At 70.7% G+C, this 26726-nt stretch carries 26 protein-coding genes; 15 read left to right on the top strand and 11 right to left on the bottom strand.

Translation table 11 applies throughout. The annotated features are described in order from the left end of the window. Window positions 1-28 precede the first annotated feature (28 nt). The 9 genes from RR3_RS22015 to RR3_RS21975 are packed head-to-tail and all read left to right on the top strand — an operon-like array spanning window position 29 to window position 8984. Window positions 29-838 (top strand): MlaE family ABC transporter permease, encoded by an 810-nt coding sequence (locus tag RR3_RS22015; RefSeq protein ID WP_026137959.1) that lies wholly within the window; start codon window positions 29-31, stop codon window positions 836-838. Then, window positions 838-1698, top strand: coding sequence for an MlaE family ABC transporter permease (locus tag RR3_RS22010; protein WP_010594942.1), 861 nt, complete (start codon window positions 838-840; stop codon window positions 1696-1698). The genes RR3_RS22015 and RR3_RS22010 overlap by 1 nt, the downstream gene beginning before the upstream one ends. Then, window positions 1695-2999, top strand: a complete 1305-nt coding sequence (locus tag RR3_RS22005; protein WP_234420156.1) for an MCE family protein — start codon at window positions 1695-1697, stop codon at window positions 2997-2999. Before RR3_RS22010 ends, RR3_RS22005 begins: the two co-directional genes overlap by 4 nt. Further along, window positions 2996-4018 (top strand): MCE family protein, encoded by a 1023-nt coding sequence (locus RR3_RS22000; protein WP_064065589.1) that lies wholly within the window; start codon window positions 2996-2998, stop codon window positions 4016-4018. Before RR3_RS22005 ends, RR3_RS22000 begins: the two co-directional genes overlap by 4 nt. Then, window positions 4015-5052 (top strand): MCE family protein, encoded by a 1038-nt coding sequence (locus RR3_RS21995; RefSeq protein ID WP_010594945.1) that lies wholly within the window; start codon window positions 4015-4017, stop codon window positions 5050-5052. Before RR3_RS22000 ends, RR3_RS21995 begins: the two co-directional genes overlap by 4 nt. Next, on the top strand, window positions 5043-6179 hold the full coding sequence (locus RR3_RS21990; protein WP_064065590.1) for an MCE family protein: 1137 nt from the start codon (window positions 5043-5045) through the stop codon (window positions 6177-6179). Before RR3_RS21995 ends, RR3_RS21990 begins: the two co-directional genes overlap by 10 nt. Next, window positions 6176-7225 (top strand): MCE family protein, encoded by a 1050-nt coding sequence (locus tag RR3_RS21985; RefSeq protein WP_048773644.1) that lies wholly within the window; start codon window positions 6176-6178, stop codon window positions 7223-7225. The genes RR3_RS21990 and RR3_RS21985 overlap by 4 nt, the downstream gene beginning before the upstream one ends. Next, window positions 7222-8433: an MlaD family protein gene (locus RR3_RS21980; protein ID WP_048773646.1), complete on the top strand. Its 1212-nt coding sequence runs from the start codon at window positions 7222-7224 to the stop codon at window positions 8431-8433. The genes RR3_RS21985 and RR3_RS21980 overlap by 4 nt, the downstream gene beginning before the upstream one ends. Beyond that, window positions 8433-8984: an Rv1363c family protein gene (locus RR3_RS21975; RefSeq protein WP_064065591.1), complete on the top strand. Its 552-nt coding sequence runs from the start codon at window positions 8433-8435 to the stop codon at window positions 8982-8984. The genes RR3_RS21980 and RR3_RS21975 overlap by 1 nt, the downstream gene beginning before the upstream one ends. A 245-nt stretch (window positions 8985-9229) precedes the next feature. Here the strand turns inward: RR3_RS21975 and RR3_RS24980 are convergent, their stop codons facing one another. Further along, window positions 9230-9370, bottom strand: a complete 141-nt coding sequence (locus tag RR3_RS24980; protein WP_017681531.1) for a hypothetical protein — start codon at window positions 9368-9370, stop codon at window positions 9230-9232. Window positions 9371-9579: 209 nt separating this feature from the next. After that, the gene (locus RR3_RS24730; RefSeq protein ID WP_099528127.1) at window positions 9580-9813 is read right to left on the bottom strand and encodes a hypothetical protein; all 234 of its coding nucleotides are present in this window, start codon (window positions 9811-9813) and stop codon (window positions 9580-9582) included. Window positions 9814-10068: 255 nt separating this feature from the next. On the opposite strand from RR3_RS24730, the gene RR3_RS21970 reads away from it, so the two are divergent. Next, the gene (locus RR3_RS21970) at window positions 10069-10794 is read left to right on the top strand and encodes an ANTAR domain-containing protein (RefSeq protein ID WP_010594950.1); all 726 of its coding nucleotides are present in this window, start codon (window positions 10069-10071) and stop codon (window positions 10792-10794) included. Between the two features lie 180 nt (window positions 10795-10974). On the opposite strand, the gene RR3_RS21965 is transcribed toward RR3_RS21970, so the two are convergent. Both RR3_RS21965 and RR3_RS21960 read right to left on the bottom strand, forming a co-directional pair. After that, on the bottom strand, window positions 10975-11682 hold the full coding sequence (locus RR3_RS21965) for a type 1 glutamine amidotransferase (RefSeq protein WP_010594951.1): 708 nt from the start codon (window positions 11680-11682) through the stop codon (window positions 10975-10977). Next, entirely contained in the window at window positions 11675-12928 is a 1254-nt protein-coding gene (locus RR3_RS21960; protein ID WP_010594952.1) for a Mur ligase family protein, read from the bottom strand. Before RR3_RS21960 ends, RR3_RS21965 begins: the two co-directional genes overlap by 8 nt. A 156-nt stretch (window positions 12929-13084) precedes the next feature. Here RR3_RS21960 and RR3_RS21955 point away from each other — a divergent pair, with 156 nt between their 5' ends. Continuing rightward, window positions 13085-14452, top strand: coding sequence for a potassium channel family protein (locus RR3_RS21955; RefSeq protein WP_048773682.1), 1368 nt, complete (start codon window positions 13085-13087; stop codon window positions 14450-14452). A 68-nt stretch (window positions 14453-14520) separates the two neighbouring features. Continuing rightward, window positions 14521-15057, top strand: coding sequence for a DUF488 domain-containing protein (locus tag RR3_RS21950; RefSeq protein ID WP_064065604.1), 537 nt, complete (start codon window positions 14521-14523; stop codon window positions 15055-15057). On the opposite strand, the gene RR3_RS21945 is transcribed toward RR3_RS21950, so the two are convergent. From RR3_RS21945 to leuA, 3 genes are all read right to left on the bottom strand, one after another. Then, window positions 15054-15836, bottom strand: coding sequence for a crotonase/enoyl-CoA hydratase family protein (locus tag RR3_RS21945; protein ID WP_010594956.1), 783 nt, complete (start codon window positions 15834-15836; stop codon window positions 15054-15056). The genes RR3_RS21950 and RR3_RS21945 overlap by 4 nt on opposite strands. 151 nt (window positions 15837-15987) lie before the next feature. After that, complete coding sequence (locus RR3_RS21940; protein WP_064065592.1) at window positions 15988-16362, bottom strand: SHOCT domain-containing protein; 375 nt, start codon at window positions 16360-16362, stop codon at window positions 15988-15990. 132 nt (window positions 16363-16494) lie between these two features. Beyond that, window positions 16495-18303, bottom strand: a complete 1809-nt coding sequence (leuA, locus tag RR3_RS21935; RefSeq protein ID WP_040273612.1) for a 2-isopropylmalate synthase — start codon at window positions 18301-18303, stop codon at window positions 16495-16497. A gap of 366 nt (window positions 18304-18669) precedes the next feature. Here leuA and RR3_RS21930 point away from each other — a divergent pair, with 366 nt between their 5' ends. The 3 genes from RR3_RS21930 to RR3_RS21920 all read left to right on the top strand — a co-directional run bounded on the left by RR3_RS21930 (window position 18670) and on the right by RR3_RS21920 (window position 22455). Next, a complete protein-coding gene (locus tag RR3_RS21930) occupies window positions 18670-19887 on the top strand; it encodes a glycoside hydrolase family 183 protein (protein WP_010594959.1) in 1218 nt (405 codons plus the stop codon). A 267-nt stretch (window positions 19888-20154) separates the two neighbouring features. Then, the gene (locus tag RR3_RS21925; RefSeq protein ID WP_003935350.1) at window positions 20155-21420 is read left to right on the top strand and encodes an aspartate kinase; all 1266 of its coding nucleotides are present in this window, start codon (window positions 20155-20157) and stop codon (window positions 21418-21420) included. Window positions 21421-21423: 3 nt separating this feature from the next. Then, window positions 21424-22455, top strand: coding sequence for an aspartate-semialdehyde dehydrogenase (locus RR3_RS21920; RefSeq protein WP_048773649.1), 1032 nt, complete (start codon window positions 21424-21426; stop codon window positions 22453-22455). Between the two features lie 122 nt (window positions 22456-22577). On the opposite strand, the gene RR3_RS24975 is transcribed toward RR3_RS21920, so the two are convergent. Genes RR3_RS24975 through RR3_RS21905 form a run of 4 tightly spaced genes read right to left on the bottom strand, consistent with a single transcriptional unit; the run spans window position 22578 to window position 26592 of the window. After that, a complete protein-coding gene (locus RR3_RS24975) occupies window positions 22578-22724 on the bottom strand; it encodes a hypothetical protein (RefSeq protein ID WP_156525141.1) in 147 nt (48 codons plus the stop codon). Beyond that, entirely contained in the window at window positions 22721-23020 is a 300-nt protein-coding gene (locus RR3_RS21915; RefSeq protein WP_017681845.1) for a hypothetical protein, read from the bottom strand. The genes RR3_RS24975 and RR3_RS21915 overlap by 4 nt, the downstream gene beginning before the upstream one ends. A gap of 23 nt (window positions 23021-23043) precedes the next feature. Next, complete coding sequence (locus tag RR3_RS21910; RefSeq protein WP_017681846.1) at window positions 23044-24198, bottom strand: 2-oxo acid dehydrogenase subunit E2; 1155 nt, start codon at window positions 24196-24198, stop codon at window positions 23044-23046. Window positions 24199-24240: 42 nt separating this feature from the next. Further along, entirely contained in the window at window positions 24241-26592 is a 2352-nt protein-coding gene (locus RR3_RS21905; protein WP_108754909.1) for a thiamine pyrophosphate-binding protein, read from the bottom strand. Between the last annotated feature and the right edge of the window lie 134 nt (window positions 26593-26726).

The raw sequence follows: 26726 nt of genomic DNA, 5'->3' as shown, positions 1-26726 counted from the left end.
CCGCGATGACGCGTACGGGGGTATGGGAGTGACGTTCGAGCTGCCCGAGGCGAGGGGGCCGGTGCACGACCTGGCGATCCAGGTCGGTGCGCTGGTCGGGTTCTCCGTGGAGACCCTCGCCACCACCGTGCGCGTCGTCGCCGGCCGTCGACTCTCGCTCCGCGAGACGATCACACAGGCGCTGTTCGTCGCGAAGGTGTGCAGCGGCCCGGCACTGCTGTTGATGCTGCCCGTCGGCGTGCTCATCGCGGTCTCCGTCGGCTCCCTCGCCGGCCGGCTCGGCGCCGGCGGGTACTCCGGCGCGATCGTCGCGTTCGTCGTGGTGGGTCAGGCCGCGGCGTTGGTGTGCGCACTCATGCTCGCCGGGGTCGGCGGCTCCGCGATCTGCGCCGACCTGGGTTCCCGCACCATCCGCGAGGAGATCGAGGCGATGGAGGTGATGGGGCTGAACGTGGTCGAGCGGCTCGTCGTGCCGCGGCTGCTCGCCTCGATCCTCGTGTCGGTGATGCTCTGCGCGCTCGTCACGCTCGTGGGTGTCGGCGGCTGCTATCTGTACGAGATCTACGTCGACGACGCCTCGGGCGGTGGCTTCCTGCGCACGCTGACCGAGTACGGCCGGCTGTCGGATTTCGTGATGGCGATGGTGAAGTCGGCGTTCTTCGGGATCACCTCCGCCCTCATCGCCGCGTTCAAGGGCCTGCACGCCAAGGGCGGCCCGAGCGGCGTGGCCGACGCCGTCAACGAGGCCGTCGTGCTCGCCTTCGTGATGGTGTTCGTCGTCAATACCGTGCTGTCCCAGATGTACACCGTGATGGTGCCGGCCGTGGGGACCTACTGATGCTGTCCCATTCCACCGTCACCCGGGTGCGCGGCGTCCACCGGTCGGTGACCGGCGTCGTCGACGGGTTCGCCACCGTCGGCCGCCACGTGCTGTTCGGGATACACACGGTCGCAGGCATTCCCACAGCGCTGCGCCGGTACCACAAGCACGTGACGTACCACGTGGGGGAGGTCGGCTTCGGCTATGCCTCGCTGCTCGCCGGGGGCGGCACCATCGGCATCGTCTTCGCGATGTCCGCGGTCGCCGCGATGATGGTCGGCGTCGAGACCCAGCGCGGCCTCGAGCTGATCGGCATGACGTCGCTGTCGGGAATGCTGTCCGCGATCGCCAACACCCGTGAACTCGCCCCGGTCGTCGCGTCCGTCGCGCTGGCGGCGAAGGTCGGCACCGGCTTCACCGCCCAGCTCGGCGCCATGCGGATCTCCGACGAGATCGACGCGCTGGACGCGATGGCCGTGCGGTCGGTGCCCTTCCTCGCCAGCACACGGCTGATCGCGTCCGCCGTCTGCGTGGTCCCGATCTACATGGTCGGCCTGCTGTCGGCGTACGTCGCCACCCGGCTCGTCGTCGTCACCTTCCAGGGCAACTCCGCGGGCACCTACGACTACTACTTCCACCTCGCGCTCGGCCCGTCCGACCTGTGGTACTCGCTGACCAAGGCCGTGGTGTTCGCGATGATCGTGGCACTCGTGCACTGCTCCTACGGATACCACGCCACCGGCGGACCGGAGGGGGTCGGTCGCGCGGCCGGGCGCGCGTTGCGCACCAGCATCCTGGCCATCGGTGTCACCGACGTGGTCCTGACGTTCGCGTTGTGGGGGCTCGTGCCGACCGTGCCGGGGATGGGGCTGTCGTGACGACCCAGCAGGCGACGGCGCCGGGTCCTGCCGTCACGGCGCCGCCCCCACCGCGGCGCGAGAGCCGTCGCCGGCGCCGAGACGGAACCGGCAGGGCGGGAGCGGCTCTCGTCGGGGTCGTCGCCGTCGTGGTCGTCGCCGTCGCGGGGGCCCTGCTCGTCGCCTCGGGGTCGGGCGGACTCTCGCGCGAGCCGGAAGTCACCGCGGTGGTCCCGGCGGGCGCGGGAGTGATCCACGGCGCCGCCGGGGTGCAGTACCGGGGCGTGCACGTCGGCCGGCTCGTGCACCTCGAGGCGGGCCTCGCGAGTTCACGGATCACGATGCGACTCGACGCCCGCGCGCTCCGAAACATTCCCGCCTCGGTGCAGCTCCGCATCGTGCCGCGCACCCTGTTCGGCGACGTCTTCCTCGAACTCGTCCCGGCCGCGGACCCTGCAACCGGGCCCCGCCTGCGGGCCGGCACACAGATCCCGGTGGACACCTCCGCCGAGGCGGTGCAGCTGGCGAACCTGTACTACACCACCACCGATCTCCTGCGGGAACTGCGGCCGGACCTGCTCGCCGTCACCCTCGACGCGATGAGCCAGGCCCTGGCGGGACGGGGCGAATCCCTCGGCCGCACCCTCGACCGCAGCGTCGCGCTCACCGAGCAGCTCGGCCCGCTGATCGACGAGGGACTGGCCTCCGCACCGCAACTCGCCGCGGTGACCGAGTCGACGGCCGCGGCCACCGACGACATGGTCGCGACCCTGCAGAACGCGGCGGAGCTCTCGGAGATCGCCCTCGAACGCCGCGACGGTGTGGCACGCCTGCTGCGCGGCGGAGCCGCCCTGGCCGCCGACGGTTCCACCCTGATCGCGCAGAACACCGAGCGGATGATCGCCGTCGTCCGCGACGGTGCGCCGGTGCTCGAGACGTTCGCGGCCGACACCGTCGGGCTCGACGACACCCTGCGGCATCTCACGACCTTCGGCGACGCCGGCGCACGGGTCTTCGCGACCGGGCGGTTCGACATCACCGCCGTCGCGGACTTCTCGGATCCGATGCCGTACACCGCCGCCGACTGCCCCCGGTATCCCGGCATGGACGGCGCGAACTGCGACGATCCCGTCCGGACGAGCCCGATCGACCGGCAGCCCGTCCTCTCGGCCGCCGCGGAGCGGGAGCCGCTGGGATACCTGGAGCAGATCGCAGGTGGTGCCGACCCGTCCGATCCCGCGGCCACGGGGACGAATCCGTCCACCGCCGCGTCGATCCTGCTCGCGCCGCTCGTCCGTGGCACGGAGGTGGAAGTCTCGTGAACTCGCTGCTCGGACCGGGAGTGCGCCTCACGGCGTTCTGCGCCGTGGGAGTACTGGCGGCGGTCGTCGTCGGCAACACCCTCGACAGGACGATCGCCGGGTCCACCCGCGCATACTCCGCGGAGTTCACGGACGTCGAGGGGCTCGGCCCCGGCAGCGACGTCACGCTCGCCGGTGTGCGGGTGGGGCGCGTGTCCGACGTGACACTCGCGCCGCAGGACGACGGAACATCAAGAGCAGTAGTCGATTTCGAGGTGGAATCGGAGTTCGAGCTCACCACGGACGTCACTGCCGACGTGCACTACGGCGACATGATCGGCGTCCGGTACGTCGCGCTGACGCTGCCCGAGGACGGAACCGGCACCGTACTGCCCGACGGTGGCACGATCCCGGTCGGGCAGACGTCGCCGCCGGTCGACCTGACCGCGCTCGTCAACGGGTTCGAGCCGCTGTTCGAGGCGATCGACCCCGCCCAGGTGAACACACTCGCCACCGCCGTCGTCGAGGCGTTCCAGGGGCAGGGCAGCACACTGGATTCGCTGCTGCTGCACATCGCGTCGGTGAGCAGCGACCTCGTCGAGCACGAGCAGATCTTCGACAGCCTCGCCGTCAACCTCGAGACGCTCGTCGCCGTCGCGGACCGGCGCAGTACGGACGTCGGTCGCCTGATCTCGGGACTGGCCGTCGTCAGCGACGCCCTGGCCGGGGACGGCGATCAGCTCGCTGTGCTCGTCGAGCGCGGCTCCACCTCCGTCCGTGCCGCCGCCGCACTCGTCGCCGGCGCGACGGCCCCGCTCGCGAGCACGGTGACCGACCTGCGGGCGATGACCGACGCGTGGATCCCCCGGACCGGACAGTTCGATCAGGTGATGAGCGGCCTTCCGGAGCTGGCCGGCAACATGAACCGCATCGGCGACTACGGCGGCTGGCTGAACCTCTACATGTGCAACTTCACGGTGAAGAGCCACGACGCCGAGGTCAACCTCTTCGGCCCGGCCTACTCGGAGGTGTGCCGATGAGCGCCGTGCGACGGATCCGCGACGCCGCACTCGCGATGCTCGCGGGCCGGCACGATCGGACCGCCGACCCGCTCGTGGTGGGGACCGTCGGGATCGTCCTCGTCGCGGCGGTGATGGCCGTCGCCCTCGCCGCACCGCGGGTCACCTACCTCCTCCGCACCGACGAGTACACGGCGGAACTGGCGAACGCGGCGGGGCTGCAACCCGACGACCCGGTCTACGTGGCCGGGGTGCCCACCGGGCGGGTCGAGGACCTGCGGCTGGGAACGGACCGGGTCGTCGTGACGTTCCGGGTGGACGGCGGCCAACCGCTCGGCGATCGCACTGCGGCCGAGGTGAAGCTGAAGACGATCCTCGGCAAGCTCTACCTGTCGGTGACTCCGGCCGGGGCCGGGGAACTCCCCGAGGGCCGGATCCCGCTGGCACGCACCTCCGTTCCGTACAGCCTCGACCAGATCGCGGCGGACGCCGGGCAGGTGGCCCGCGATCTCGACGTGCCCGGACTCGAAGCGATGATGCGGACGCTCGCCGACATCGTCCCGTCCGACTCGGCCCAGCTCGCCGACGCCCTCGCCGGCGCCACCGCCGCAGCAGAGATGCTGTCGCGCAACGACGCCCGCATACACTCACTGCTCGAGGCGTCGCGCTCGCTCTCCGCGATCGTCGCCGGGCAGAGCGAGGACGTCGCGGCGCTGGTGCAGAACGCGACCACCGTCGTGTCGGTGCTCGCCGCCCGCAGGGACGCGCTCGGGCAGCTCGTGGCGGACCTGCGCCTGCTGACCGAGCGCACCGCCGCCTTCCTCGAGGACAACTCCGCGGAGATCGACGCATTGCTGGTCAACCTGCGTTCGGTGACCGACACGCTGAACCGCAACGCCGAGAACATCGATGTGCTGATGACCCGTCTGCCGCCGGCGCTGCGTGCCGCCGCCGACGCGTCGGGCAACGGCAACTGGGTCGACGTGCACGCCCCCGCCGGCCCCATCCCCGACAACCTGCTGTGCGCGCTCGGCGTGATGGAGGGATGCCGGTGACCACCACCCGGACGGCAGTGACCACCCGGACAACCTGGGCGCTCCGCGGGCTCGCGATCGGCGTCGTCACGGTGGTGTGCGCGGCGGCGGCCTGGTACGTCTTCGTCGGCACCGATCGTGCCCGGACCGTGACCGCCGAATTCGCGTCCGTGAGCGGTGTCTATCCCGGCAGCAAGGTCGCCGTCCTGGGGCTGCCCGTCGGCACGGTCGAATCGGTCGAGCCGGCCGGCACCGTCGTGACCGTGACGATGCGGATCCCCGACGACATCGTCCTGCCCGCCGACGTCTCGGCCTTCGTGATGAATCCGTCGATCATCAGCGACCGGTTCGTCGAACTGAGCCCGGCCTATGCGGGCGGGGCCCGGTTCGAGGACGGTGACGTCATCCCGCCCGAACGCAGCCACGCACCGATCAACTGGGACGAACTGCTCGAGAGCGTCGACACCATCGCGGCGGCGCTCGGGCCGGACGCCGGCGCGCTGGGCTCGACCCTCGACCTGGCCGCCGGTGCCACCGCGGGGCTCGGACCCGAGATCAACCGGGCGCTGCGTGCGGTGGGTGCCGCGAGTTCCGTCGTCGGCGCCCGATCCGAGGACATCGGGGCGCTCGTCGACGACCTCGGGATCGCGGTCGAGGCCGTGAACGCCCGTCAGGGCTCGCTGTCCGAACTGGCCACCGGGTTGTCCGACCTGGCCGCCGAGCTGCAACGGCAGAACCTCGACGTCGCCGGGCCGATCGGCCGGCTGACGACGATCCTGGACCGGCTCGACACCCTGCTCGGTGCCCGCGGGCAGGACATCGACGCCGTCGTCGCCGACGCGCAGGTGCTCACCGGGCTGTTCGCCGAGCACCGTGCCGATCTCGCGGAGCTGCTGGACGTGCTGCCGCTGACGATGCAGAACATCGACAACACCATCGGTGAGAACACCACCGCCCGCATCCGGCTGAACATCTCCACCCGGATCGGTCAGTTCCCGCGGGCGAGGGAGCTGTGCGAGCGGGAACAGCTGCCGTTGTGCACCGGAGCGGGATTCACCAACCCGATCACCGTCCCGATCGACCTGTCCGATCCCTTCCGGGATCTCGTGCCCCAGTCGCTGGACCGGGCCCTGGGAGGCGGCCGATGAACCGGCGCACGGCCGGGCTCGCCGCCGTCCTGGCCGCTGCGGCGGTCGCGGCCACGGGGTGCGGCGTGGGCCTGCAGCAGCTGCCGATCGGGCGCAGCGGCGAGGGCGAAACCTACCGGGTGACAGCGGTGTTCGACGGGGCGGACCGCGTCGATCCCGGCACCGAGGTGCGCGTCGGGCAGGCCGTGGTGGGCCGCGTGCGGTCGATCTCCACGGACGGCCGCCGTGCCTTCCTCGAACTGAGCATGAGCGAGTGGGCCGAACTGCCCGCGAACGTCGCCGCGTCGGTGCGGCTGCCGTCCGCGCTCGGCAGCCCGTTCGTCCAGATCGACCTGCCCGGGCAGCCGTCACCGGAGCCGCTCGCCGACGGGGACGTCATCGAGCGGACGGAGCGGGGCCCCGAGCTCGAGGCCACGTTCGCGATGCTGGGACAGATCGTCAGCGGCAGCGGCCTCGACGAACTCCGCACGATCACCACCGAGCTCACGACCGCGTTCGGCGGTCGCGGCGACAAGATCCGCACCCTGCTCGAACGGATGGACCGGACGATGGCGCTCGCGGCCGGCAACGGCGATCACCTCGCCCGGACGCTGCGCGCCGCCGACGACGTCACGGCCCGGCTGGCGCAGCAACAGCAGCTGATCGACGACGGCATCGCGAGCAGCGCGGAGATCGTCGACCTGCTCGCGGCGCAGGAAGCGGACCTACGGTCCCTGGTGTCGAGCACGTCCACGATGCTGACGTCGCTGGACGCGATCATGGCCGACTCCGGCCGGATGGGCGGATCCGTCGACGACATCGCCGAGATCCTCGCCGGAATCCGGGACTTCAACCGGACGGTCGGCTCTGCGCTGACCAACATGGATGCCTTCGTCGACGGGTTCAACCGGTCCGTGCACGGCGACTATCTGCTGTTCGACGGCGCGTTCGACGTGCCGGGAGCGATCGACATGCTGCTCACGGGCGGCGTCCCGATGCCCGCCGCCTCGCCGCCGGTCACCGTCCCGTCGGGGCTGCCGGACCTGCTCCAGGGAGGACTCCGATGAAACGGCCGGTGCTGGTGCAGGTTTCGCTGTTCGTCGTGCTCGGTCTGCTGGCCACCGCGTTCGGTGTCCGCTACGTCCTCGGCCCGCAGAGCATCGGCGGTGGCCTCGAGGTGCGAGCGCACCTGGTCGACGCGCGCGGTATCGGTCCCGGGACGACGGTGACCTACCGTGGGGTCGCGGTGGGGGAGATCGACTCGGTGACGATCGACGACGGCGGTCGCGGGTCGACGGCGGTGCTCACGCTGGATCCGGACACCCGGATCCCCGTGGGCAGCACGGGCCGCGTCGCGACGGGCACCGCGATCGGCATCATCACCCTCGACATCGAACCGCAGACCGCCGAGGGTCCCTATCTCACCGACGGCGACACCCTCGAGGTGCCGGCGGACGCGCAGGGACTGCGGCTCGACCAGATGCTCGTCCGGATGAGCGCACTCGTCGAGAGCATCGATCCCGGATCGGTCGCGACGCTCGGCGAGACCTGGGGCACCGCACTCGCGGGTACGGGGCCCGACCTGCAGGCCCTGCTCGAGAACGCCGATGCACTCTCGACGATGGCGTCGGAACGGGCGCCGACCCTCGCGGCACTGCTGGAGCAGGGGGTCGACCTGGTGAACACGCTCGCCGAGAACTCCGGCACCTTCCCGGGCGCGATGCGGGCCGTGCGGGACGTCTCCGACCAACTCGCCGGTAGCCGGGACGCGCTCGTGTACCTGCTGGACCGGTCGCCGGAGGCCCTCGCGAAGACGGAGCGGTTGTTCGCCGACACCCGTGACGACTACGGGCTGCTGCTGACGAACCTGGTGACCGTGGGCGACGTGCTCGCCCCGCGCACCCCGGCCCTGGCAGCCGGCCTCGACTCGATCCCCGCGGCGCTCGGCGACCTGACCTCGGTGGTCGAAGGCGACCGTGGCGACTTCTCGCTCGTCGCCACGCAGGGGCCGGTCTGCTACTACGACACGCAGCGCCGCACTGTCGGCGACGAGAGCCCCCGCACCCCGAACCTGTCCCTGTACTGCCCGCCGGGCGAGGATCTCGCCCAGCGCGGCGCCCGCGTCGCGCCACGACCCGACGACCTCGGCCTGCAACACCAGACCACCCCCGCAATGGTGACCGGACCGGACATGGCGGAGGATCCGCTGCTCGTCCCCACCGGCGTCGAGGTACTGCAGTACTGGCAGAAGCTGTTGGAAGGACTGGGAAACTGATGCCGACCACCGAATCCACCACCGAATCCGCCGTCGACGACACCGCCACGCCCGCGCCGCCGGAGACGGCGCCCCCGGGCTCCCGGCCGCGGCGACGGCTGCTGCTCGTCCTGATCGTGCTGCTCACCGCGGCCGCCGGCTTCTGCGGCTTCCGGTGGTGGCAGGCCGAGCAGGCCGAGGACCTACGGGCCGGTGCGCTCGAACGGGCGCGGGAGTACGCGATCGCGCTCGGCACCTACGACTACCGGCACTTCGACGATGCGCTCGCCGCGGTCACCGACGTCTCCACCCCCGAGTTCGCGGACAAGTACCGCGCGGTGGCGGGAGACCTGCGCGGGCTCGTGGAGAACGGGCAGGGCGTCTCCGTCGCGACCGTGTCGCACGCCGCGGTCGAGACACTCGACGCGGATCGCGCGACGGTGCTCGTGTTCCTCGACCAGGACGTGAAGAACGTCGCGGTGCCGGACGGGCGGGTCGACGCGACACGGTTCCTGATCACCCTCGACCGGGTGGACGACCGGTGGCTGCTGCAGGGAGCGGACGCGAAGTGACGATCTGCGAGGTGGCGACGTGGCGGACCTGACCGGGTCCGGCGACGGAGCATCGGGCCGGAGGCTCACGCAGGCCGCGCTCAACGCGGACGCCACGATCGCCCGGGTGGAAGCGGGTGCCTACCGGGATGTTGCCGATCCTGCCCGGACCGTGGCACCGGGCCCGCGTCGTGCTTCGCGGGCCGGGCCGTCCGGGGATGAGAAGACCCGTCCGGAAGGGAGTCTTCCGGACGGGCGGTCTCGCGTCAGTACCTGGGCGGGCGGACCAGGTCGTCGGACACGTGCGGATGCGCGGAATCCGATCGCACCAGGTAGGCCTCGAGGGCTGCGGTGCCGCCCAGTGCGGCACCGAGCAGCAGCAGTAGCTCGACCACGTTCGCGTTCATATCGGTTTCTCCTCTCGACGTGCGGCCCGATCGTCAGTCGGCCGTCGGGCGCTCCTGCTGGTCGCGGTCCGCGAACATGGCCTCGATGCGGGCCTTGATCTCCTCGGTGCTCATGGAGCGACGGGGCGCGGCGACAGCGGAGGTGTGCATGTGTGGTGGTGTTCCTGTCTGTGATGTCGGGATGATCGGGGCTCGGTCGACCGGGACGGTCAGTTCGTCCGGAGGAAGGACACGAGACCCGTGACGGTGGTGGTCGCACCGACCGCGGTCAGGCCGGTGACCATGAGGGCTGCGGCGCCGACGGAGACGGCGGCGCCGAGCGTGTGCCCGAGAGCGGCGCGCCACCCCGGCGTCGACGAGCCGGTGTGGGACACGAGCACCATCGGGGCGCTCCGGACGTCCTCGTAGCGTGAGGTGTGGTGGCGCGTTGCCGTGCCTGTCATATTCGGTTTATCCCCCTGCAAGCAATTCGTGACTTGGTTCACAAAACCAATGCCGATGTGTTGTACCCCATCACAGCGGCGTGCGCTACTCGAGCGGATGTCCAACTGTGCTCAGGGGTCCGCGCGATCGCCCGCGATCCGCACGTAGGAGGCGGCTCCGCGCTCCCCGCGACGCGCCGGCCGTTCCGGCGTGTCTGGTTGAATGGCGATCCGAGCCCCGCGTCGAAAGCGCGGCGACGAGGTCGAGGAGCGCACATGCAGAACGGTCAGTCCACGGCCGATCCGGCGACGGTGTTCACCGCACTCGCCGAGATCGTCTACCGCGGCGCGGGCCCTGCGGAGACGTACACGGCGATCTGCGTGGCCGCCACGATGCTGGTGCCCGGCTGCGACCATGCCAGTCTCATGCTGCGGGAAGGTAAGGCGTACGTCACCGTCGGTGCCTCCGACGACGTCGCGCGGCACGTCGACGACCTCGAGCGCGCGACCGGCGAGGGACCGTGCCTGGACGCGATCGAGGAGGACGCCGCTCAGATCGAGCCGGACCTGAACGTCTCCGAGCAGTGGCCGCATCTGGCTCCCGGCATCGTGACGCAGACGCCCGTGCGTGGAGCGATGGGGTTCCGCCTGCGAGTCGACGACCGCAAGGTCGGGTCGCTGAACCTGTTCTCCGATACGGCGGGGGCCTTCGACCTCGCGGCCGCCACCCACGCCAGCGTCCTGGCCGCCTTCGCGGCCGTTGCCGTCGCCGCCACGTCCCGGGGCGAGGACATTGCCTCACTGCGCAACGGCATCGAGAGCAACCGGGAGATCGGCAAAGCGGTCGGTCTTCTCATGGCACTGAACAAGATCTCCGACGATCAGGCGTTCGAGCTGCTCCGCCGGACGTCGCAGCAGGTCAACGTCAAGGTGGCGGAACTGGCCCGCACCGTCGTCGACCAGCATCGCCGCGAGACGCGCGAGATGAAGGGACGCCGTTGAGTTCCCGCCCTTGCATTCGGGGTGTGATGCAGATAACATCGGTAGTGCGAATCGAGCAGACGTCCGAGGACGACAGAGGCTCGTGAAGCAGAGATCCGGCCCGGTGAACGCGAAAGCGATTTCCCGGGCCGAACCCCTGTCCGGGGTGTTCGCGGACGCGGGGTGTTCACGGACGGCGGGTCAGGCCAGCCGCTCACGCCGCAACTGCTCGACCTCCGGCAGATCCAGCGGCGGCAGCGAGTCCACGCCGAGCGCGCGTGCCAGCAGCAGATCCGCCAGTTCGGGGTTGCGGGCCAGGACCGGTCCGTGCATGTAGGTGCCGATCACCGAACCCTGCACGGCGCCCTCGACGCCGTCGCCCACGCCGTTGCCGACACCCCGGGTGACCCGGCCCAGGGCACGAGCCTCCGGCCCCAGAGTCGTTCCGCCGCGGTGGTTCTCGAAGCCGGTCAACGGCAGGTGCAGCCCCTCGACGAGGGGAGTGGTCACGACCTCGCCGATGGCACGGGTCTGCTGCGGAGCGGTGGTCACGTCGAGCAGGCCGACGCCGTCGACGCGCTCGCCCGCCGACGTCTGGTACCAGTTGCCGAGCACCTGGATCGCCGCGCAGATCGCCAGGACCGGAGCCCCCCGTCCGGCCGCCCGTTGCAGTCCCGGATGTCGCTGCAGGTGTCGCGTGGCGAGGCGTTGCGCCGAGTCCTCGGCCCCGCCGAGGGTGTAGAGATCCAGGGAGTCGGGCACCGGGTCGGTCAGGTTGATCGACACGACCTCGGCATCGTGGCCGCGCATCCGCAGGCGCTGCCGCAGGACCAGCGCATTGCCGCCGTCGCCGTAGGTGCCCATCACGTCGGGCAGCACGAGCCCGATCCGCACGGTGGACTCAGACATGCGCGGCTCCCTTCGCCAGGGCGGTGTTCAGATCCCGGAACGCGGTGTAGTTGGCCAGGACCTCGACCCGTCCGGGCGGGCACGACGCGATGGCCCGGACCGGATCCGCCACCAGCGTGTGCTCGACCCCGGCGTAGGTCAGCCGCACGGCCAGGTCGGTACCGCGTTCGCCGGAGGCCACCACCTGCACGCCCTCGAAGTGCTCGAACCGCACGTCCCACAGCCACGACAGGTCCTCCCCGTCGGGCACCTGCCCGTTGACCGCGATGACCAGACCGTCGACCGTCGGGTCGATCATCGACAGGGCTTCCTGCCATCCGGCCGGATTCTTCGCCAGCAGCATGTGCACCGAATGCGGACCCACCTGCACGGTCTTGTACCGGCCGGCGACCTCCTCGACGACACCCGCGGCGGCGACGGCCGCGGCCGGATCCGCGCCGAGGGCGACCGCCGCGGCCACCGCCTGCGCGGCGTTGCCGCGGTTGGCGCGCCCCGGCAGGGTCAGCGTCATCGGCAGCACCAGCCCGTCCGGGCCGTAGAGATTGTCGTCGTCGACCCACCAATCCGGTTCGGGCCGTGCGAAATCCGATCCCGTGCTGCGCCAGTGCCCGTCCTCCCACAGGATCGGCTCGCCGGTGCGGGGGCAGCTGACCGAGTCGCCCGACCAGCCGGCGCCCGCCGCCACCCACACCACGTTCGGATGGTCGTAGGCGACGGAGGTGACGAGCACGTCGTCGCAGTTCGCGACGACCACCGCGTCCGGGTGCCGTTCGAGACCGGCCCGCAGCTTGCGTTCGATCATGTTGATCTCGCCCACCCGGTCCAGCTGGTCGCGGCTCAGATTGAGCAGCACGATCGCTTCGGGGTCGAGGGCGTCGGCGACGTGCGGGGTGTGCAACTCGTCGACCTCGATCGCCGCGAGCGGCGCCTCCTGATTGGCGACCAGCGCGGCGACGATGCCGGCGTCCATGTTCGCCCCGTCGGCCTGGGTGGCGACGGAGTCCATCGTCTCCAGCGCCGCCGCCGTCATCCGGGTGGTGGTGGACTTGCCGTTGGTGCCGGTCACCAGGACGGTGCGTCGTCCGCGCCCGAGCTGCTCCATCAGCCGCGGATCGATCTTCAGCGCGACGAGACCGCCGATCATCGAGCCCTTGCCGCGCCCGGCCTTCTGCGAGGCCCACGAGGCGGCCTTCGCCGCGCGCAGCGCCAGCCGCCCGCGCCCGGTGATTCGAGTGCTTGTACCCACGTCGCGAGTTTTCCACAGCGGCGCCGGCGTCGCCGCAGCGCCGCCGTGTCCGCGCCGTCACACGCCGCTGCGCCGGGGCGAATCGCTCACAGCATCCGCGGTGCCGGATGCATCCGCGCAGGTGGCGTGGTCCCCTGGGGCGGGGAGGTGGTCGCCGTGGCGGATGCGGACACAACCAGCGGGAACACCGGGACGTACGTCGTGGTGGGCGACACCACGGTCGCGCGCCGGGTCTGCGCCTCGCTCGTCGTCCTGGGCTGCACCGTGCGGCATGCGCCCCGGCCCGACGACGACGAGCTGCGGGCCCTACTGGACCGGCCGCCGGTCGCCGGGATCGCGGTGCTCCTGCAGGACGACGTGGTGGCGCTGCGGTACGCGCTCGCCGCGGCGCACCTGCAGCCGGACGCCCCGATGGTCGCGACGATCTTCGACCGCACGATCGGCGATCAGCTCGCCCGGTTCCTGCCGCAGTGCGACGTGACGTCGCCGGCGGACCTGGCCGTGGCGTCCCTGGCCGGGCCGTGCGTGGCACCCGACCTGCTGGCGGTGACCTCCACCCGCGGACCGCGCGGCATCCGCGCGGCCGGTGACGTGCTCGACGAGGTGCCCGTCGCGGTGCCGCGCCGCATGGCGTGGCAGCGGTGGGCCGGGCAACTCACCGCGGTGCTGCGCACCCACGAGACCGGCACCCGCATCCTGCTCGCCGGGCTGCTCGGGCTGGCTGCGGTGCTGTTCGGCGACTGGGCCTGGCTGACCTTCGGGGAGGGCAAGGGAACGATCGACGCGTTCCACGAGGCGGTCCGCGTGGTCACCACGGTCGGACCGGCGGCCGACCCGCACGGCAACGAGGCATACGCCGCGATCGCGTCCACCGCGATGCTGGCGACGATCGTGTTCACTGCCATGTTCACCGCCGGGGTGGTGGACCGGCTGCTGGGTCCGCGCCTGACCGCGCTGCTCGGCCCGCGATCGCTGCCCCGCTCCGGGCACGTGATCGTCGTGGGCCTCGGGCAGGTGGGTCTGCGGCTGTGCCGGGAGCTGCGGGACCTCGGCATCCCGGTGGTGGGTGTCGAGCGGGACACGAATGCGCGCAACCTGCGACTGGTGCGCGACCTGAATATCCCCGCCGTGGTCGGCGACGGCGGCGACCGCCGGCTGCTCGAGCGGGTCGGGGTCCATCGGGCGGTCGCGCTCGCCGCGGTGGGGTCCGACGACCGGGACAACGTCGCGGTCTCGCTCGCCGTCCAGGGCATCGCACCGGGCCTGCGGCTGGTCTTGCGCGCCGGGGAACGCGAGGTGCTCGCCGAGACGGGCTCGCTGCTGCCGCTGGGCGTGATCCGCGACGTGACGAGCCTGAGCGCGACGTACGTGCTCGCGCGTCTGCTCGGTCGCGAGCCGCTGGGGGTGGTCGCCGGTGCGGTGCATGTGCACCTGCGCCTTCCGGACGGCCGGTTCGAGGAACTGCCGATCGCGTCGCCGGGGGGCTGCCGGCACGCGCCGGTCGCGGGCGCGGGCATGCGGTAGCCGCCGGTGGGTATGCCGGAGGGGCAGGTATGCCGGAGGGAACCCGACCCGAGGGAGGAATCGTCGCGATGCTGCTCTCCGTGGGGCACGGACGGCTCGACCGGACGCAACTGGCCGAGCTGCTGCATTCCGCCGGCGTCGAGTCGCTGGTCGACGTCCGGCGTTTCCCGGGCAGCCGGCGCAACCCGGACCTGTCGAGCGACGCGATGACGCAATGGCTGGCCGATGCCGGCATCGGCTACCGGCTCGAGCGGCGACTCGGCGGCCGGCGACGGCTCCCCGCCGGGACGACGCCCGAGGACTCGTGGTGGCGGGTCGAGCAGTTCGCCGCCTACGCCGCCCACACCCGCACCGAGGAGTTCGCCGACGCGCTCGACGGGCTGCTCGAGGAGTCCGAGCGGCGCCGGACCGCGATGATGTGCAGCGAGAGCGTGTGGTGGCGATGCCACCGCCGCCTCGTCGCCGACGTCGTCGTGCTGCGGTTCGGCCACGACGTCGAGCACCTCATGCACGACGGCCGTCTACTGGCGCACGAGGCGGCGCCGGGTGCCCGCATGCGGGCGGACGGGCACGTGGTGTGGGACGGCGGGGATGTGGACGGCTAGGTGCCGGGCTCACCGAAACTGCCGTGCCGCCCGGCACCGCCGGCGAACCGGGACGCGCCCTCGAGCGTGTCGTGCGCCAGGGAGACCGCGCCGTGCCGGAATTCGTTGAGCAACGCCTGGTCCTCGTCGAGCCCGTGCTGCTCGAGCAGCGAGAGGCGGTCCCGGCGCAGACAGGTCTGCGGGAAGGCGGCGATCTCGGCGGCGAGAGCGCGGGCCGCGGTGAGTGCCTGACCGGCGGGAACGAGCCGGTTGACCAGCCCGATGCTCAGCGCCTCGCCGGCGTCGACGGGACGGCCGGTCAGGACGAGATCCATCGCGCGGCTCTCGCCGATGAGCCGCGGCAGCCGCACCGTGCCGCCGTCGATCAGCGGCACGCCCCAGCGGCGGCAGAACACGCCCAGGACCGCCCCCTCCTCGGCGACGCGCAGATCGGCCCACAGGGCCAGTTCGAGCCCGCCGGCGACGGCGTGCCCCGAGATCGCGGCGACGACGGGCTTGGACAGCCGCATCCGCGACACGCCCATCGGCCCGTCCCCGTCCGGGGCGACCCGGTTCGGGTGTCCCTCGCTGATCGCCTTCAGGTCGGCACCGGCGCAGAAGGTGCCGCCGGTGCCGTGCAGCACGGCGACCGCCGCGCCGTCGTCGGCGTCGAAGGCGCGGAAGGCGGCGGCCAGCGCCTCGGCCGTCGCCCGATCGACGGCGTTGCGGACCCCCGGACGGTTGATCCCGATCGTCGTGACCGGGCCGTCGCGGTCGACCAGCACCGGATCCGGTGTCATCTGATGTGCGGCGCGGATACTCCCTCGTTCACGAGGGAGAGGAAGCGCCGTCCTCCCTCCGGGTGGTGGTGCGGTTGCGGTCTGAGCCGGGAATCTCCTGCCTTCAGGAAGGAGAGGCGTTAACGTTCTCGTTCCGGCAGGCAGCAGATGGTCAGGACAGCGCCTTGGCCTTGAGAGCCTGGTACTCGGCTTCGGTGATGGTGCCCGCGTCGAGCAGCGCCTTGGCGTCGGCGATGTGCTCGGCGGGGGACTTGCCGGCGACCTCGCGGATGTAGCTGTCCTGGGCCTGCTTGGCCTGGGCGTATTCCCGTGCGGACCGCTCGGCCATGCCCTTGCCGTTGACGATCAGGTAGATCAGGGCGGTGAGGAACGGCAGGAAGATCAGGAAGACGATCCAGATCGCCTTGATCCAGCCGGACTGCTGGTGGTTGCGGAACAGGTCGCCGATGATCGAGAAGAGCACCATCAGGTACGCGATGAACGCGAAGCTGATGATGATGAACCAGATGATGTCCCAGAAATCCATGTGACGCTCCCTTTCGTGGGGCACGCGCGAGGTGGGAAAACGCGGAATGCGGCGGCACTCCCCGGGGAAGAGTACCGCCGCATTCGTCCGAATTCCTGCCGAATCGACCGGCGTTCGCGGGACCCGGAGGGCTCAGTGCGCCCGGTTCACCGCCGACACCACCGCGCGCAGCGAGGCCGTCGTGATGGACGGTGCGATGCCGGCGCCCCAGACCAGGGCCGTGACGCCGTCGGGCCGGGTCACGTCCGCTTCGACGTACGCGGCGGCGAGGGCGTCGTCGCCGGCCGACATGGCATGCTCGGCGTAGCCGCGGACGGCCACCTGGTAGCCCAGGGATTCCAGGGCGTCGACGAAGGCCGCGAGCGGCCCGTTGCCGGACCCGGTGATCTCCTGTTCCTTGCCGTGGTACTTCACGACCGCGGTGACGGTGTCGGTGCCGTCGTCGGTCTCGGCCGCCGTGACCTTCTGCCGCATCCGCTCGAGCGGAGTGGTCGGAGCCAGGTACTCCTCGTGGAAGATGTCCCACATCTCCTTGGGGCTGACCTCGCCGCCCTCACCGTCGGTGACGCGCTGTACCGCCTGCGAGAACTCGATCTGCAGCCGTCGCGGCAGGTTCAGGCCGTGGTCGTGCTTCATGATGTACGCCACGCCGCCCTTGCCGGACTGCGAGTTGACCCGGATCACGGCCTCGTAGCTGCGGCCCACGTCCTTCGGGTCGATGGGCAGATACGGCACCGCCCAGGTCAGGTCGTCGACGTCGGTGCCCGCGGCATCGGCGTCGGCCTTCATCATGTCCATGCCCTTGTTGATGGCGTCCTGGTGGCTGCCGGAGAAGGCGGTGTAGACCAGGTCACCGCCGTAGGGGTGCCGCTCGGGCACGGGCAGCTGGTTGCAGTACTCGACGGTGCGGCGGATCTCGTCGATGTCGGAGAAGTCGATCTGCGGATCCACGCCCCGGCTGAACATGTTCAGGCCCAGGGTCACCAGGCACACGTTGCCGGTGCGCTCGCCGTTGCCGAACAGGCAGCCCTCGATGCGGTCGGCGCCGGCCTGGTAGCCCAGTTCGGCCGCCGCGACACCGGTGCCGCGGTCGTTGTGCGGATGCAGCGACAGGATGATCGAGTCGCGCTTGGCCAGGTTGCGGTGCATCCACTCGATCGAGTCGGCGTACACGTTCGGCGTGGCCATCTCGACCGTGGCCGGCAGGTTGATGATCACCGGGTTCTCGGGGGTCGCGCCCAGGGTGTCGACGACCGCGTCGCACACCTCCTTGGCATACGACAGTTCCGTGCCGGTGTACGACTCGGGGGAGTACTCCCACCGCCAGTTCGTGTCGGGGTGGTTCTTCGCCTCCTCGAGCACCAGCTCGGCCGCGTCGGTGGCGATCTTCTTGACCGTGTCCTTGTCCGCCCGGAACACCACGCGACGCTGCAGGATCGACGTCGAGTTGTAGAAGTGGACGATGGCCGAGTGGGCCCCGGCGCACGCCTCGAAGGTGCGCTTGATCAGCTCGGGGCGGGCCTGCGTCAGCACCTGGATGGTGACGTCGTCGGGAATCGCGTTGTCCTCGATGATCTCTCGGACGAAGTCGAAGTCGGTCTGGCTCGCCGACGGGAAGCCGACCTCGATCTCCTTGTAGCCCATGCGTACCAGCAGGTCGAACATGCGCCGCTTGCGGGCGGGGCTCATGGGGTCGATGAGCGCCTGGTTGCCGTCACGCAGGTCCACCGCGCACCAGGCGGGCGCCCGGTCGATGATCTTGTCCGGCCAGGTGCGGTCGGGCAGCGTGATCGGCTCGACCTCCTCGGCGAACGGCCGGTACCGGTAGGTCGGCATCGAAGAGTTCTTCTGCTTGTTCCACGCCGGCTGATCGGCGGGGGCGGGCTTGCTCGGCGGCGTGATCGTGCGCGAGCCGGAGGTGAATGCGTCGGCGGGTGACATGACGTAGCTCCAAAAAATGGGGACCGGTGAGTCCGGATGAGGATACGACCGGCGCGACAACACCCCGCGACGGGAAGCCGGTCTGGTCAGATCCCGCCGCGGCGGCCGAGGAGAAGCGCGCGCTGCATGCCAGGCAGTGTACTCGCCGGCCCCGCCGGAGCCCACCCGGAGGTGAGGGATTCCATAAACGATCTCGAAACCGATCCCGAACAGCCGGGCCCGCGCGAACGTGACCCGATCGATACGAAGGGCCCCGCCGCGGTCCGTGCCGGTCCAATACGTTGACCTCATTCGTCACATGAGAATCACCTGTCACAGAAGTCCTGCGGAAGACGCGATCCGGTCACCCGGACGGGAGGAGAGTTCATGAGCGCGGTCCGGTCGGCGACGACGTTCACCTCCGCGCTGCTGCTGGCGCTCGGCTGCGCGGTGCCGTTCGCCGCCACCGCCCACGCCGAACCCTGCGGGAATTCCGGACCCGGAAGCAGCGGCTTCGGCAGCAGCAACCCCGGTGCCGGGACACCACAGGGACCGCTCCCGACGATCACCTCCGGTCCCACCCGCACCGTCGCCTGGGTCACCGGGCCGCGCAGCCCGAACCGGACCGACACCCGGTTCTCCGTCTCGGGTACCGATCTGGGAATCATGTGGGACAACGGTGAAACCGGACCCGGCCGCCAGGTGCTCATGGCCTTCGGCGACACCTTCGGCGACTGCTCGGTCGAGGGCGACGAATGGCGCCGCAACATCCTCATGCGCAGCGCGGACACCGAGCTGTCGGACGGCATCGCCGTGCCCGAGCCCCGCCCCGGCGATCCCTCTTCCGGCGCACCGGTGCTCGCCTCCGACCCGAACTTCGCCCGGGAGATCCTCGGCAGCATCGGCATCGACGGGGTCGAGACCACCGTCGTGCCCACCGCCGCTGTCGCCGTCGGCGGCACCCAGTACATCAACTTCATGTCGGTGCGCGCCTGGGGCGAGCCCGGGGAATGGTGGACCAACGCCTCCGCCCTCGCGTACTCGACCGACAACGGTGAGACGTGGACCGTCGACCCGGCCACCGCGCGGATCAACACACCGGTGGAGGTGCCCGGCGTCCAGCAGCTGGCCGTCGGCAACGCCGGGTTCCAGCAGCACGCGTACGTCAAGCACGAGGGCTACGTCTACGACTTCGGCACGCCCAACGGCCGCTTCGGACCGGCCTACGTCTCCCGCGTGCCCGAGGCGCAGATCCGAGACCTCGGCGCCTACGAGTTCTGGACCGGCACCGGCTGGGTGCTCGGCGGAATCGATGCGGCAGTGCCCGTCGTCGACGGCCCGGTCGGCGAGATGTCGGTGCACTGGACCGGCAGCACCTTCGTCCTCCTCTACGGCAACGAGGAAGGCGGCCGGATCGAGATGCGCACGAGCGCGCGGCCGGAGGGCCCGTGGAGCGCGCCGCGCGTGCTCGTCACCAGTGCCCAGATCAGCGGCCTGTACGCGCCGTACATCCACCCGTGGTCCAGCGGCAACGACCTCTACTTCGTCGCGTCCCGCTGGAGCGACTACAACGTCATGCTGCTGCGCACGACCGTCGCGGGCTGAGCCGCTCGTCCCGAGCGGCCGTTGTCGGCCGCATCCCGCCGCGCGGACCCGCGTCCCGCCGCGCGGACCCGCAGCGTCCGCCGGCGCTCCCGCCCGCCGCTGCCGTTGCCGTCCGAGATCGCGTTCGGGCCCGGCGATTACGGTCTGCTGCCGAGGTTGCCGCCGGATGGGCGGGGCGGGTCGGGGCAGGTCGGGCCGCATCCCTTCGGGCCGCATCGGTAAGCTGGTCCCCTGGACTTGCACCCAAGACCCCGGAGGTTCGCCAGCGTGGCACTCGTCGTCCAGAAGTACGGAGGATCCTCGGTCGCGACGGCCGAACGGATCCGGCGCGTCGCTGAACGGATAGTCGAGACCAAGAAGGCGGGCAACGACGTCGTCGTGGTCGTGTCGGCGATGGGCGACACCACCGACGAGCTGCTCGACCTCGCTCAGCAGGTGTGCCCCGCCCCGCCGGCGCGTGAGATGGACATGCTCCTCACCTCCGGTGAGCGCATCTCCAACGCCCTGGTCGCGATGGCGATCCACTCGCTCGGCGCCGAGGCACGCTCGTTCACCGGCTCCCAGGCCGGCGTGATCACGACGGGCAGCCACGGCAACGCGAAGATCATCGACGTCACCCCCGGCCGCGTCCGGACCGCGCTCGACGAGGGCAGCATCGTCCTCGTCGCCGGTTTCCAGGGCGTGAGCCAGGACAGCAAGGACATCACCACCCTCGGCCGCGGCGGGTCCGACACCACCGCCGTGGCCCTGGCCGCGGCGCTCGACGCCGATGTCTGCGAGATCTACACCGACGTCGACGGCGTCTTCACTGCCGACCCGCGCATCGTCAAGGACGCGCAGCGGCTCGAGAAGGTCTCGTTCGAGGAGATGCTCGAGCTCGCGGCCTGCGGCGCGAAGGTGCTCATGCTGCGCTGCGTCGAGTACGCCCGCCGCTACAACGTGCCCGTGCACGTTCGTTCGTCGTACACCACCAAGCCCGGCACCATCGTGTCCGGATCGATGGAGGACATCCCCGTGGAAGAGGCTCTGATCACCGGCGTCGCGCACGATCGCGGCGAGGCCAAGGTCACCGTCGTCGGCCTGCCCGACACTCCCGGCTACGCCGCGAAGGTGTTCCGCGCCGTCGCCGAGGCCGAGATCAACATCGACATGGTGTTGCAGAACATCTCCAAGGTGGAGACCGGCAAGACCGACATCACCTTCACCCTGCCGAAGAGCGACGGCCCACGTGCCGTGGAGTTGCTGAGCAAGCAGCAGGAGGAGATCGGCTTCACCCAGGTGCTGTTCGACGACCACATCGGCAAGGTCTCGCTCGTCGGTGCCGGAATGAAGAGCCATCCGGGCGTCACGGCGAAGTTCTGCGAGGCCCTCGCGGACGCGGGCATCAACATCGATCTCATCTCCACCTCGGAGATCCGCATCTCGGTGCTCGTCGACGACACCGAACTCGACGACGCGGTGCGCGCCCTGCACGCCGCCTTCGAACTCGGCGGCGACGAGGAAGCCGTCGTCCACGCCGGAACGGGACGGTAGATCATGACCACCATCGCAGTCGTAGGTGCCACCGGCCAGGTCGGCATCGTCATGCGCACCCTGCTCGAGGAGCGCAACTTTCCCGCCGACAAGGTGCGCTTCTTCGCCTCGGCCCGCTCGGCCGGCAAGAAGCTGCCGTTCCGCGGGGAGGAGATCGTCGTGGAGGACGCCGCGGCGACCTCCGACGAGGATCTGAAGGGCATCGACATCGCCCTGTTCTCGGCCGGTGCGACGCTCTCGCGTGCCCAGGCGCCGCGGTTCGCCGCCGCCGGGGCGGTCGTGGTCGACAACTCCTCGGCCTGGCGCAAGGACCCCGAGGTGCCGCTCGTCGTGAGCGAGGTGAACCCGCAGGAGGCGAAGAACCCGCCGAAGGGCATCATCGCCAACCCGAACTGCACCACCATGGCCGCGATGCCGGTCCTGAAAGTGCTGCACGACGAAGCCGGCCTGCAGCGACTGATCGTCTCGAGCTACCAGGCGGTCTCCGGCAGCGGCATCGCGGGCGTCGAGGAGCTGCTCGGCCAGGCCCGCGCCGTCATCGGCGACGCCGAGAAGCTCGTGCACGACGGCAGCGCCGTCGACTTCCCGGCTCCGGACAAGTACGTCGCGCCGATTGCGTTCAACGTCCTGCCGCTCGCGGGTTCGCTCGTCGACGACGGCAGCGGCGAGACCGACGAGGACCAGAAGCTGCGCAACGAGTCCCGCAAGATCCTCGGACTGCCGGATCTGCTGGTCTCGGGTACCTGCGTGCGGGTGCCGGTGATCACCGGTCACTCGCTGTCGATCAACGCCGAGTTCGAACGCCCGCTGTCGGTCGAGCGCGCGAACGAACTGCTCGCGAACGCCCCCGGCGTGCGCCTCGTGGATGTTCCGACGCCGCTGCAGGCCGCCGGCCAGGATCCGTCGCTGGTGGGCCGGGTCCGGCAGGATCCGGGTGTGCCGGACGGCCGCGGTCTCGCGCTGTTCGTCTCGGGGGACAACCTGCGGAAGGGCGCCGCCCTCAACACCATTCAGATCGCCGAGCTGCTGGTGTAGGTTCTTCGCCCCGAGGGGGAGGTTGCCGCGACACGTCGCCGGCAACCTCCCCCTCGTCGTTCTCGGGGGACGTCGACGCATGGGCGCGGCGTTCCTCGTGCCGGTTTCGCCGGCAGAGACGATCAGGATGCGGTTGTGTCCTCCGACGAGACCGGGTCCTCCGACGAGACCGGTTCATCGGATTCGTCGAACAACGGCCGGTTCCCCTGAGCGAGCATGAGGTGGTCGTTGTGGGGTTCGGCTGCCGTGGCGGCGGTGGTCGTGTTCACGGGCGTTTCTCTACGGTCGCCTGGGACAGGCGAACCTCGGGCGGAGCGATCGGTTTGTCGAAGGCGGGGCGTGCGGGTCGCGTCGAACGGGACAGCTTCGAGACGCAGAACTGTCGTAGGAATGTACGGGTCGCGAAATCCACCTCATCCGTCGGAGTGGTGGTCACCATCGCCAGAAGACGTCGGTAGAACACCGCGGGGGTGAGCCCGAATTCGGGAAGGATGTGCTCGTCTCCTCCGCCGAAGGGGGACCACTTGGCGGCGAATGCCAGCATCGCGCGATCGTCCGGGCGCATGTGTGCTCCTTCCGGGTGGGCGATCAGGTCAGGTCGGCTGTGGTGAAGCCGTGTTCGAGGGTGTTCTTGACGGTGGTGAGGAAGCGGGCGGCGTCGGCGCCGTCGACGATGCGGTGGTCGTAGGTGATCGACAGGTAGGCCATCGAGCGCACGTCGATGCGGAGTTCACCGTCGGCTCGGGTGGGGATCAGTCGTTCGACGACGGCGCCGACACCGAGGATGCCGGTCTGGGGTTGGTTGAGGATCGGGGTGTCGAACAGGGCGCCGCGGCTGCCGGTGTTGGTGAGGGTGAAGGTGCCGCCGGTCAGCTCGTCCGGGGAGATGGTGCCGGTGCGGACCTTCTCGGCCTTGTCGGCGACGGCCCGGGCGAGTCCTTCGATGCCGAGCGTGTGGGCGTCGCGGAGGACCGGCACCATCAGCCCTTTGTCGCTGTCGACGGCCATGCCCAGGTGGCAGTGGTGGTGGTAGGTGACCTCGGTGACCTCGGTGTTCAGCGAGGCGTTGAGAACCCGGTGCTCGGCGAGCGCATCGACGGCGGCCTTGGCGAAGAACGGCAGGAACGACAGCTTGATGCCGGTGCGTTGGTAGAACTCGTCCTTGTGGGCGGCCCGCAGCCGGGCAATGGCGGTGACGTCCACCTCGAGCACCGTGGTCAGCTGCGCGGCGGTCTGCAGCGAGTCGACCATTCGCCGGGCGATGGTGCGGCGGATGCGGGGCAGCTTCTCCACCGTCGACCCGTCTGAACCGGCGTGGTCCTGTGGCCGGGATGCATCTTGGGCAGGAATCCGAGGTTCCGGTGGCGACGGCCGCAGGGGAGGAGCCGTCGCCCCCGGAACCGGGGGCGCCGCCGCAGCCGGGGATGCCGGGTCCGCAGCGGGCGCCGGGAGGGGTGGCGCAGGGGGTGTGGGCGCCGATCCGGTGCCCGGTGCGGTGATGACGGCCAGGTCGGTGCCGACGGTGACGACGTCGTTCTCCTCGGCGAGGATCCGTTGCAGGACACCGGTGACGGGCGAGGGGATTTCGGTGTCGACCTTGTCGGTGGCGACCTCGAGCAGCGGCTCGTCGGCGGTGACGTGGTCGCCGGGTTGTTTGAGCCAGCGGGTGACGGTGCCCTCGTCGACGCCCTCGCCGAGGGCCGGCATGCGCACGGTGGTGCCGGTGAGTTGTCCGGTGGTCATGGGGGTCCCTTCTGTCTCCGGTGATGCGGGAACGGTGCCAGGTCAGGGAAGGAGGTCGAGGGCGGCGGCGACGATGCTGTCGGTGTCGATGCCGTGGTAGCGGTAGACGTCGTCGAGCCCACCGACCTGCCCGAAGCGGCTGACGCCGAGGCAGGTGCTGCGCACCCGGTTGATGCCGGCGAGGAAGGCCAGGGTGTGGGGGTGGCCGTCGAGGACGGTGACCATCGGGGTGGCGCGGTCGGCGGGGAAGAGCTGATCGAGGATCCAGCTCTCACCGCGGCCGCGGCCCTGGCGGGCCTGCCAGGCCTCGAACAGCAGTCCGGGGCTGGTGATGCACAGCACGTCGGCGCGCGCCCCGGTGGCCTCGAGCCGGTCCGCGGCGGCGAGCGCCTCGGTGAGCATCGCGCCCATCGCCACGATCGTCACCTGCGCGCCCTCGCGGCGCCGGATCGGGTAGCCGCCGGCGACGACCTGGCGGCGGCGGCGTTCGCGCGCGGCCGGGTCGGTGGGCACGGCGGCGAGGGTCTGATCGACCGGGCGGGTCGACAGCCGCAGGTACGCCGAGGTGCCGTCGGGGCGGCCGAGCCGGGCGAGGGAGGCGAGCAGGGTCCATTCGACGTCGAGGGCGAAGGCCGGTTCGTAGCTGATGCAGCCGGGTTGTTCGAGACCGATCGAGGGGGTCTTGATCGACTGGTGCGCACCGCCCTCGGCGGCGAGGGTGACCCCGGAGGGGGTGCCGACGAGGATGGACTGTCCGCCGGCGTAGATGCCGTACGACCAGGGTTCGAGGGCGCGTTCGACGAACGGGTCGTAGAGCACCCCGATGGGCAGCAGCGGCTGGCCCCAGCGGCTCCAGGTGGCGCCGAGTTCGCCGATCAGCCCGACCAGGTTGGTTTCGGCGATGCCGAGTTCCATGTGCTGGCCGGTGGGGCGTTCGTTCCAGTGCATGATCGTCTCGGCGTCGTCGGCGAACCAGTTGTGCCGCTCGGCCGCCGACCACACCCCGACCTTGTTCACCCAGCCGCCGAGGTTGGTGGTGGAGCTGACGTCGGGGCTGACGGTGACCACCCGCCCGGCGGCCTCGGGGGCTTCGCGGGTCAGGTCCAGCAGTACCCGGCCGAGGGCGGCCTGGGTGGTGGCGGTGCCCTTGGGGGTGCGGCCGATGTCGGTGGGCAGCGTCAGGGCCGGCAGCGCCGGGACCGGGTCGCGCCGCAGCCGGTCGGCGGCGGCCCGGCACAGCTGTCCTGCCGCGGTGTCGGCCGCGAACCGGCCCCACGGGTGCTGCGGGTCCATTCCCAGACTCGAGGCCAGTTGCGTGTATTCGTCGACGGTCAGCAGCGCGGAGTGGTTCTGCGGGTGCCCTTCGGTGGGCAGGCCGTAGCCCTTGATGGTGTAGGCGATGATCACCGTGGGGCGGGTGTCGTCGATCTGCCGGTACGCCTGCGACAGGGCCTGCAGATCGTGCCCGCCGAGGTTGCGGACCGCGGCGGTCAGGGTCGCATCGTCGAGGGTGGCGATCAGCTCGGCGATCTGGGTGCTGCCGGGGCCGTCGCCGGGCAGCCGGTCGCGGACCTCGGCCGGGGTGCAGCGCAGCAGCCGCTGGTATTCCGGATTCGGCATGTCCAGGATGCGGGTGCGCAGCCCGTCCCCGCCGGGTCGGGTGAACAGTTCTTCGAGCAGCGTGCCGAACTTGACGGTGACGACCTGCCAGCCGGCGGCGTCGAACATCTTCTCCAGGCGGCGGGCGGCGATGTTGGGCACCACCCGGTCCAGGGACTGGCGGTTCAGATCGACGATCCACACCACCTCCCCGAGGTCGGTGATCCCGGGATCGAGGATGGCCTCCCAGACCGCGCCCTCGTCGAGTTCGGCGTCGCCGACCAGCGAGTACTGCCGGCCGCGGCCGGTGCCGGCGAGGTGGGTGTCGACGTAGCGGCGGGCCATCGCCCCCCAGATCGGGGCGGTGGCACCGATCCCGACCGACCCGGTGGAGTAGTCGACCGGATCCGGGTCCTTCGCCCGGCTCGGATACGACTGCAGGCCCCCGAATTCGCGCAGGGTGGTCAGGTACTTCTCGTCCAGTTCGCCGAGCAGGTAGTTGATGCTGTGCAGCACCGGAGACGCGTGGGGTTTGACCGAGACCCGGTCGCCGGGACGCAGGTGCTCGAACCACAGGGCGGTCATGATCGAGACCATCGACGCGCACGAGGCCTGATGGCCACCGACTTTCAGGCCGGTGGGGTTGGGGCGGACCCGGTTCGCGTGGTGGATCATCGAGGTCGACAGCCACAACACCCGCTGCCGGATCGCCTCGAGGGCGGCGAGGTCCTCGCACGCACCGACCTGGCCGGTCGGGTACGAGGTCACGGAGTCGAAGGACACGGGCTGGGACATCGGAACTCTCCTTGAAGACAACAACGCGGAACCGGGCAGGGCTACTGCATCGGGCGCCGGGGGGGAGCCGGCTCGGCCGGCGACGGATGAGAAGGGGCCGAGCGGCGAAGGAATCGGGAGGCCGACCGGATCGT

The organism is Rhodococcus ruber NBRC 15591, assembly GCF_001894945.1.
GTDB lineage: Bacteria > Actinomycetota > Actinomycetes > Mycobacteriales > Mycobacteriaceae > Rhodococcus > Rhodococcus ruber.
Note: the sequence above shows the minus strand (reverse complement) of the source record. Positions and strands in the feature narration are given on the sequence as shown.

Coding starts and splice junctions, on each gene's coding strand:
- RR3_RS21985 (WP_048773644.1), top strand. CDS start 6,176: ATGAACCGGCGCACGGCCGGGCTCGCCGCCGTCCTGGCCGCTGCGGCG.
- RR3_RS21940 (WP_064065592.1), bottom strand. CDS start 16,362: ATGGATTTCTGGGACATCATCTGGTTCATCATCATCAGCTTCGCGTTC.
- RR3_RS21970 (WP_010594950.1), top strand. CDS start 10,069: ATGCAGAACGGTCAGTCCACGGCCGATCCGGCGACGGTGTTCACCGCA.
- RR3_RS21950 (WP_064065604.1), top strand. CDS start 14,521: ATGCTGCTCTCCGTGGGGCACGGACGGCTCGACCGGACGCAACTGGCC.
- RR3_RS21915 (WP_017681845.1), bottom strand. CDS start 23,020: ATGCGCCCGGACGATCGCGCGATGCTGGCATTCGCCGCCAAGTGGTCC.
- RR3_RS24730 (WP_099528127.1), bottom strand. CDS start 9,813: ATGACAGGCACGGCAACGCGCCACCACACCTCACGCTACGAGGACGTC.
- RR3_RS21995 (WP_010594945.1), top strand. CDS start 4,015: ATGAGCGCCGTGCGACGGATCCGCGACGCCGCACTCGCGATGCTCGCG.
- RR3_RS21990 (WP_064065590.1), top strand. CDS start 5,043: ATGCCGGTGACCACCACCCGGACGGCAGTGACCACCCGGACAACCTGG.
- leuA (WP_040273612.1), bottom strand. CDS start 18,303: ATGTCACCCGCCGACGCATTCACCTCCGGCTCGCGCACGATCACGCCG.
- RR3_RS21930 (WP_010594959.1), top strand. CDS start 18,670: ATGAGCGCGGTCCGGTCGGCGACGACGTTCACCTCCGCGCTGCTGCTG.
- RR3_RS21910 (WP_017681846.1), bottom strand. CDS start 24,198: ATGACCACCGGACAACTCACCGGCACCACCGTGCGCATGCCGGCCCTC.
- RR3_RS24980 (WP_017681531.1), bottom strand. CDS start 9,370: ATGAACGCGAACGTGGTCGAGCTACTGCTGCTGCTCGGTGCCGCACTG.
- RR3_RS21920 (WP_048773649.1), top strand. CDS start 21,424: ATGACCACCATCGCAGTCGTAGGTGCCACCGGCCAGGTCGGCATCGTC.
- RR3_RS21975 (WP_064065591.1), top strand. CDS start 8,433: ATGCCGACCACCGAATCCACCACCGAATCCGCCGTCGACGACACCGCC.
- RR3_RS21905 (WP_108754909.1), bottom strand. CDS start 26,592: ATGTCCCAGCCCGTGTCCTTCGACTCCGTGACCTCGTACCCGACCGGC.
- RR3_RS21965 (WP_010594951.1), bottom strand. CDS start 11,682: ATGTCTGAGTCCACCGTGCGGATCGGGCTCGTGCTGCCCGACGTGATG.
- RR3_RS22010 (WP_010594942.1), top strand. CDS start 838: ATGCTGTCCCATTCCACCGTCACCCGGGTGCGCGGCGTCCACCGGTCG.
- RR3_RS21945 (WP_010594956.1), bottom strand. CDS start 15,836: ATGACACCGGATCCGGTGCTGGTCGACCGCGACGGCCCGGTCACGACG.
- RR3_RS21980 (WP_048773646.1), top strand. CDS start 7,222: ATGAAACGGCCGGTGCTGGTGCAGGTTTCGCTGTTCGTCGTGCTCGGT.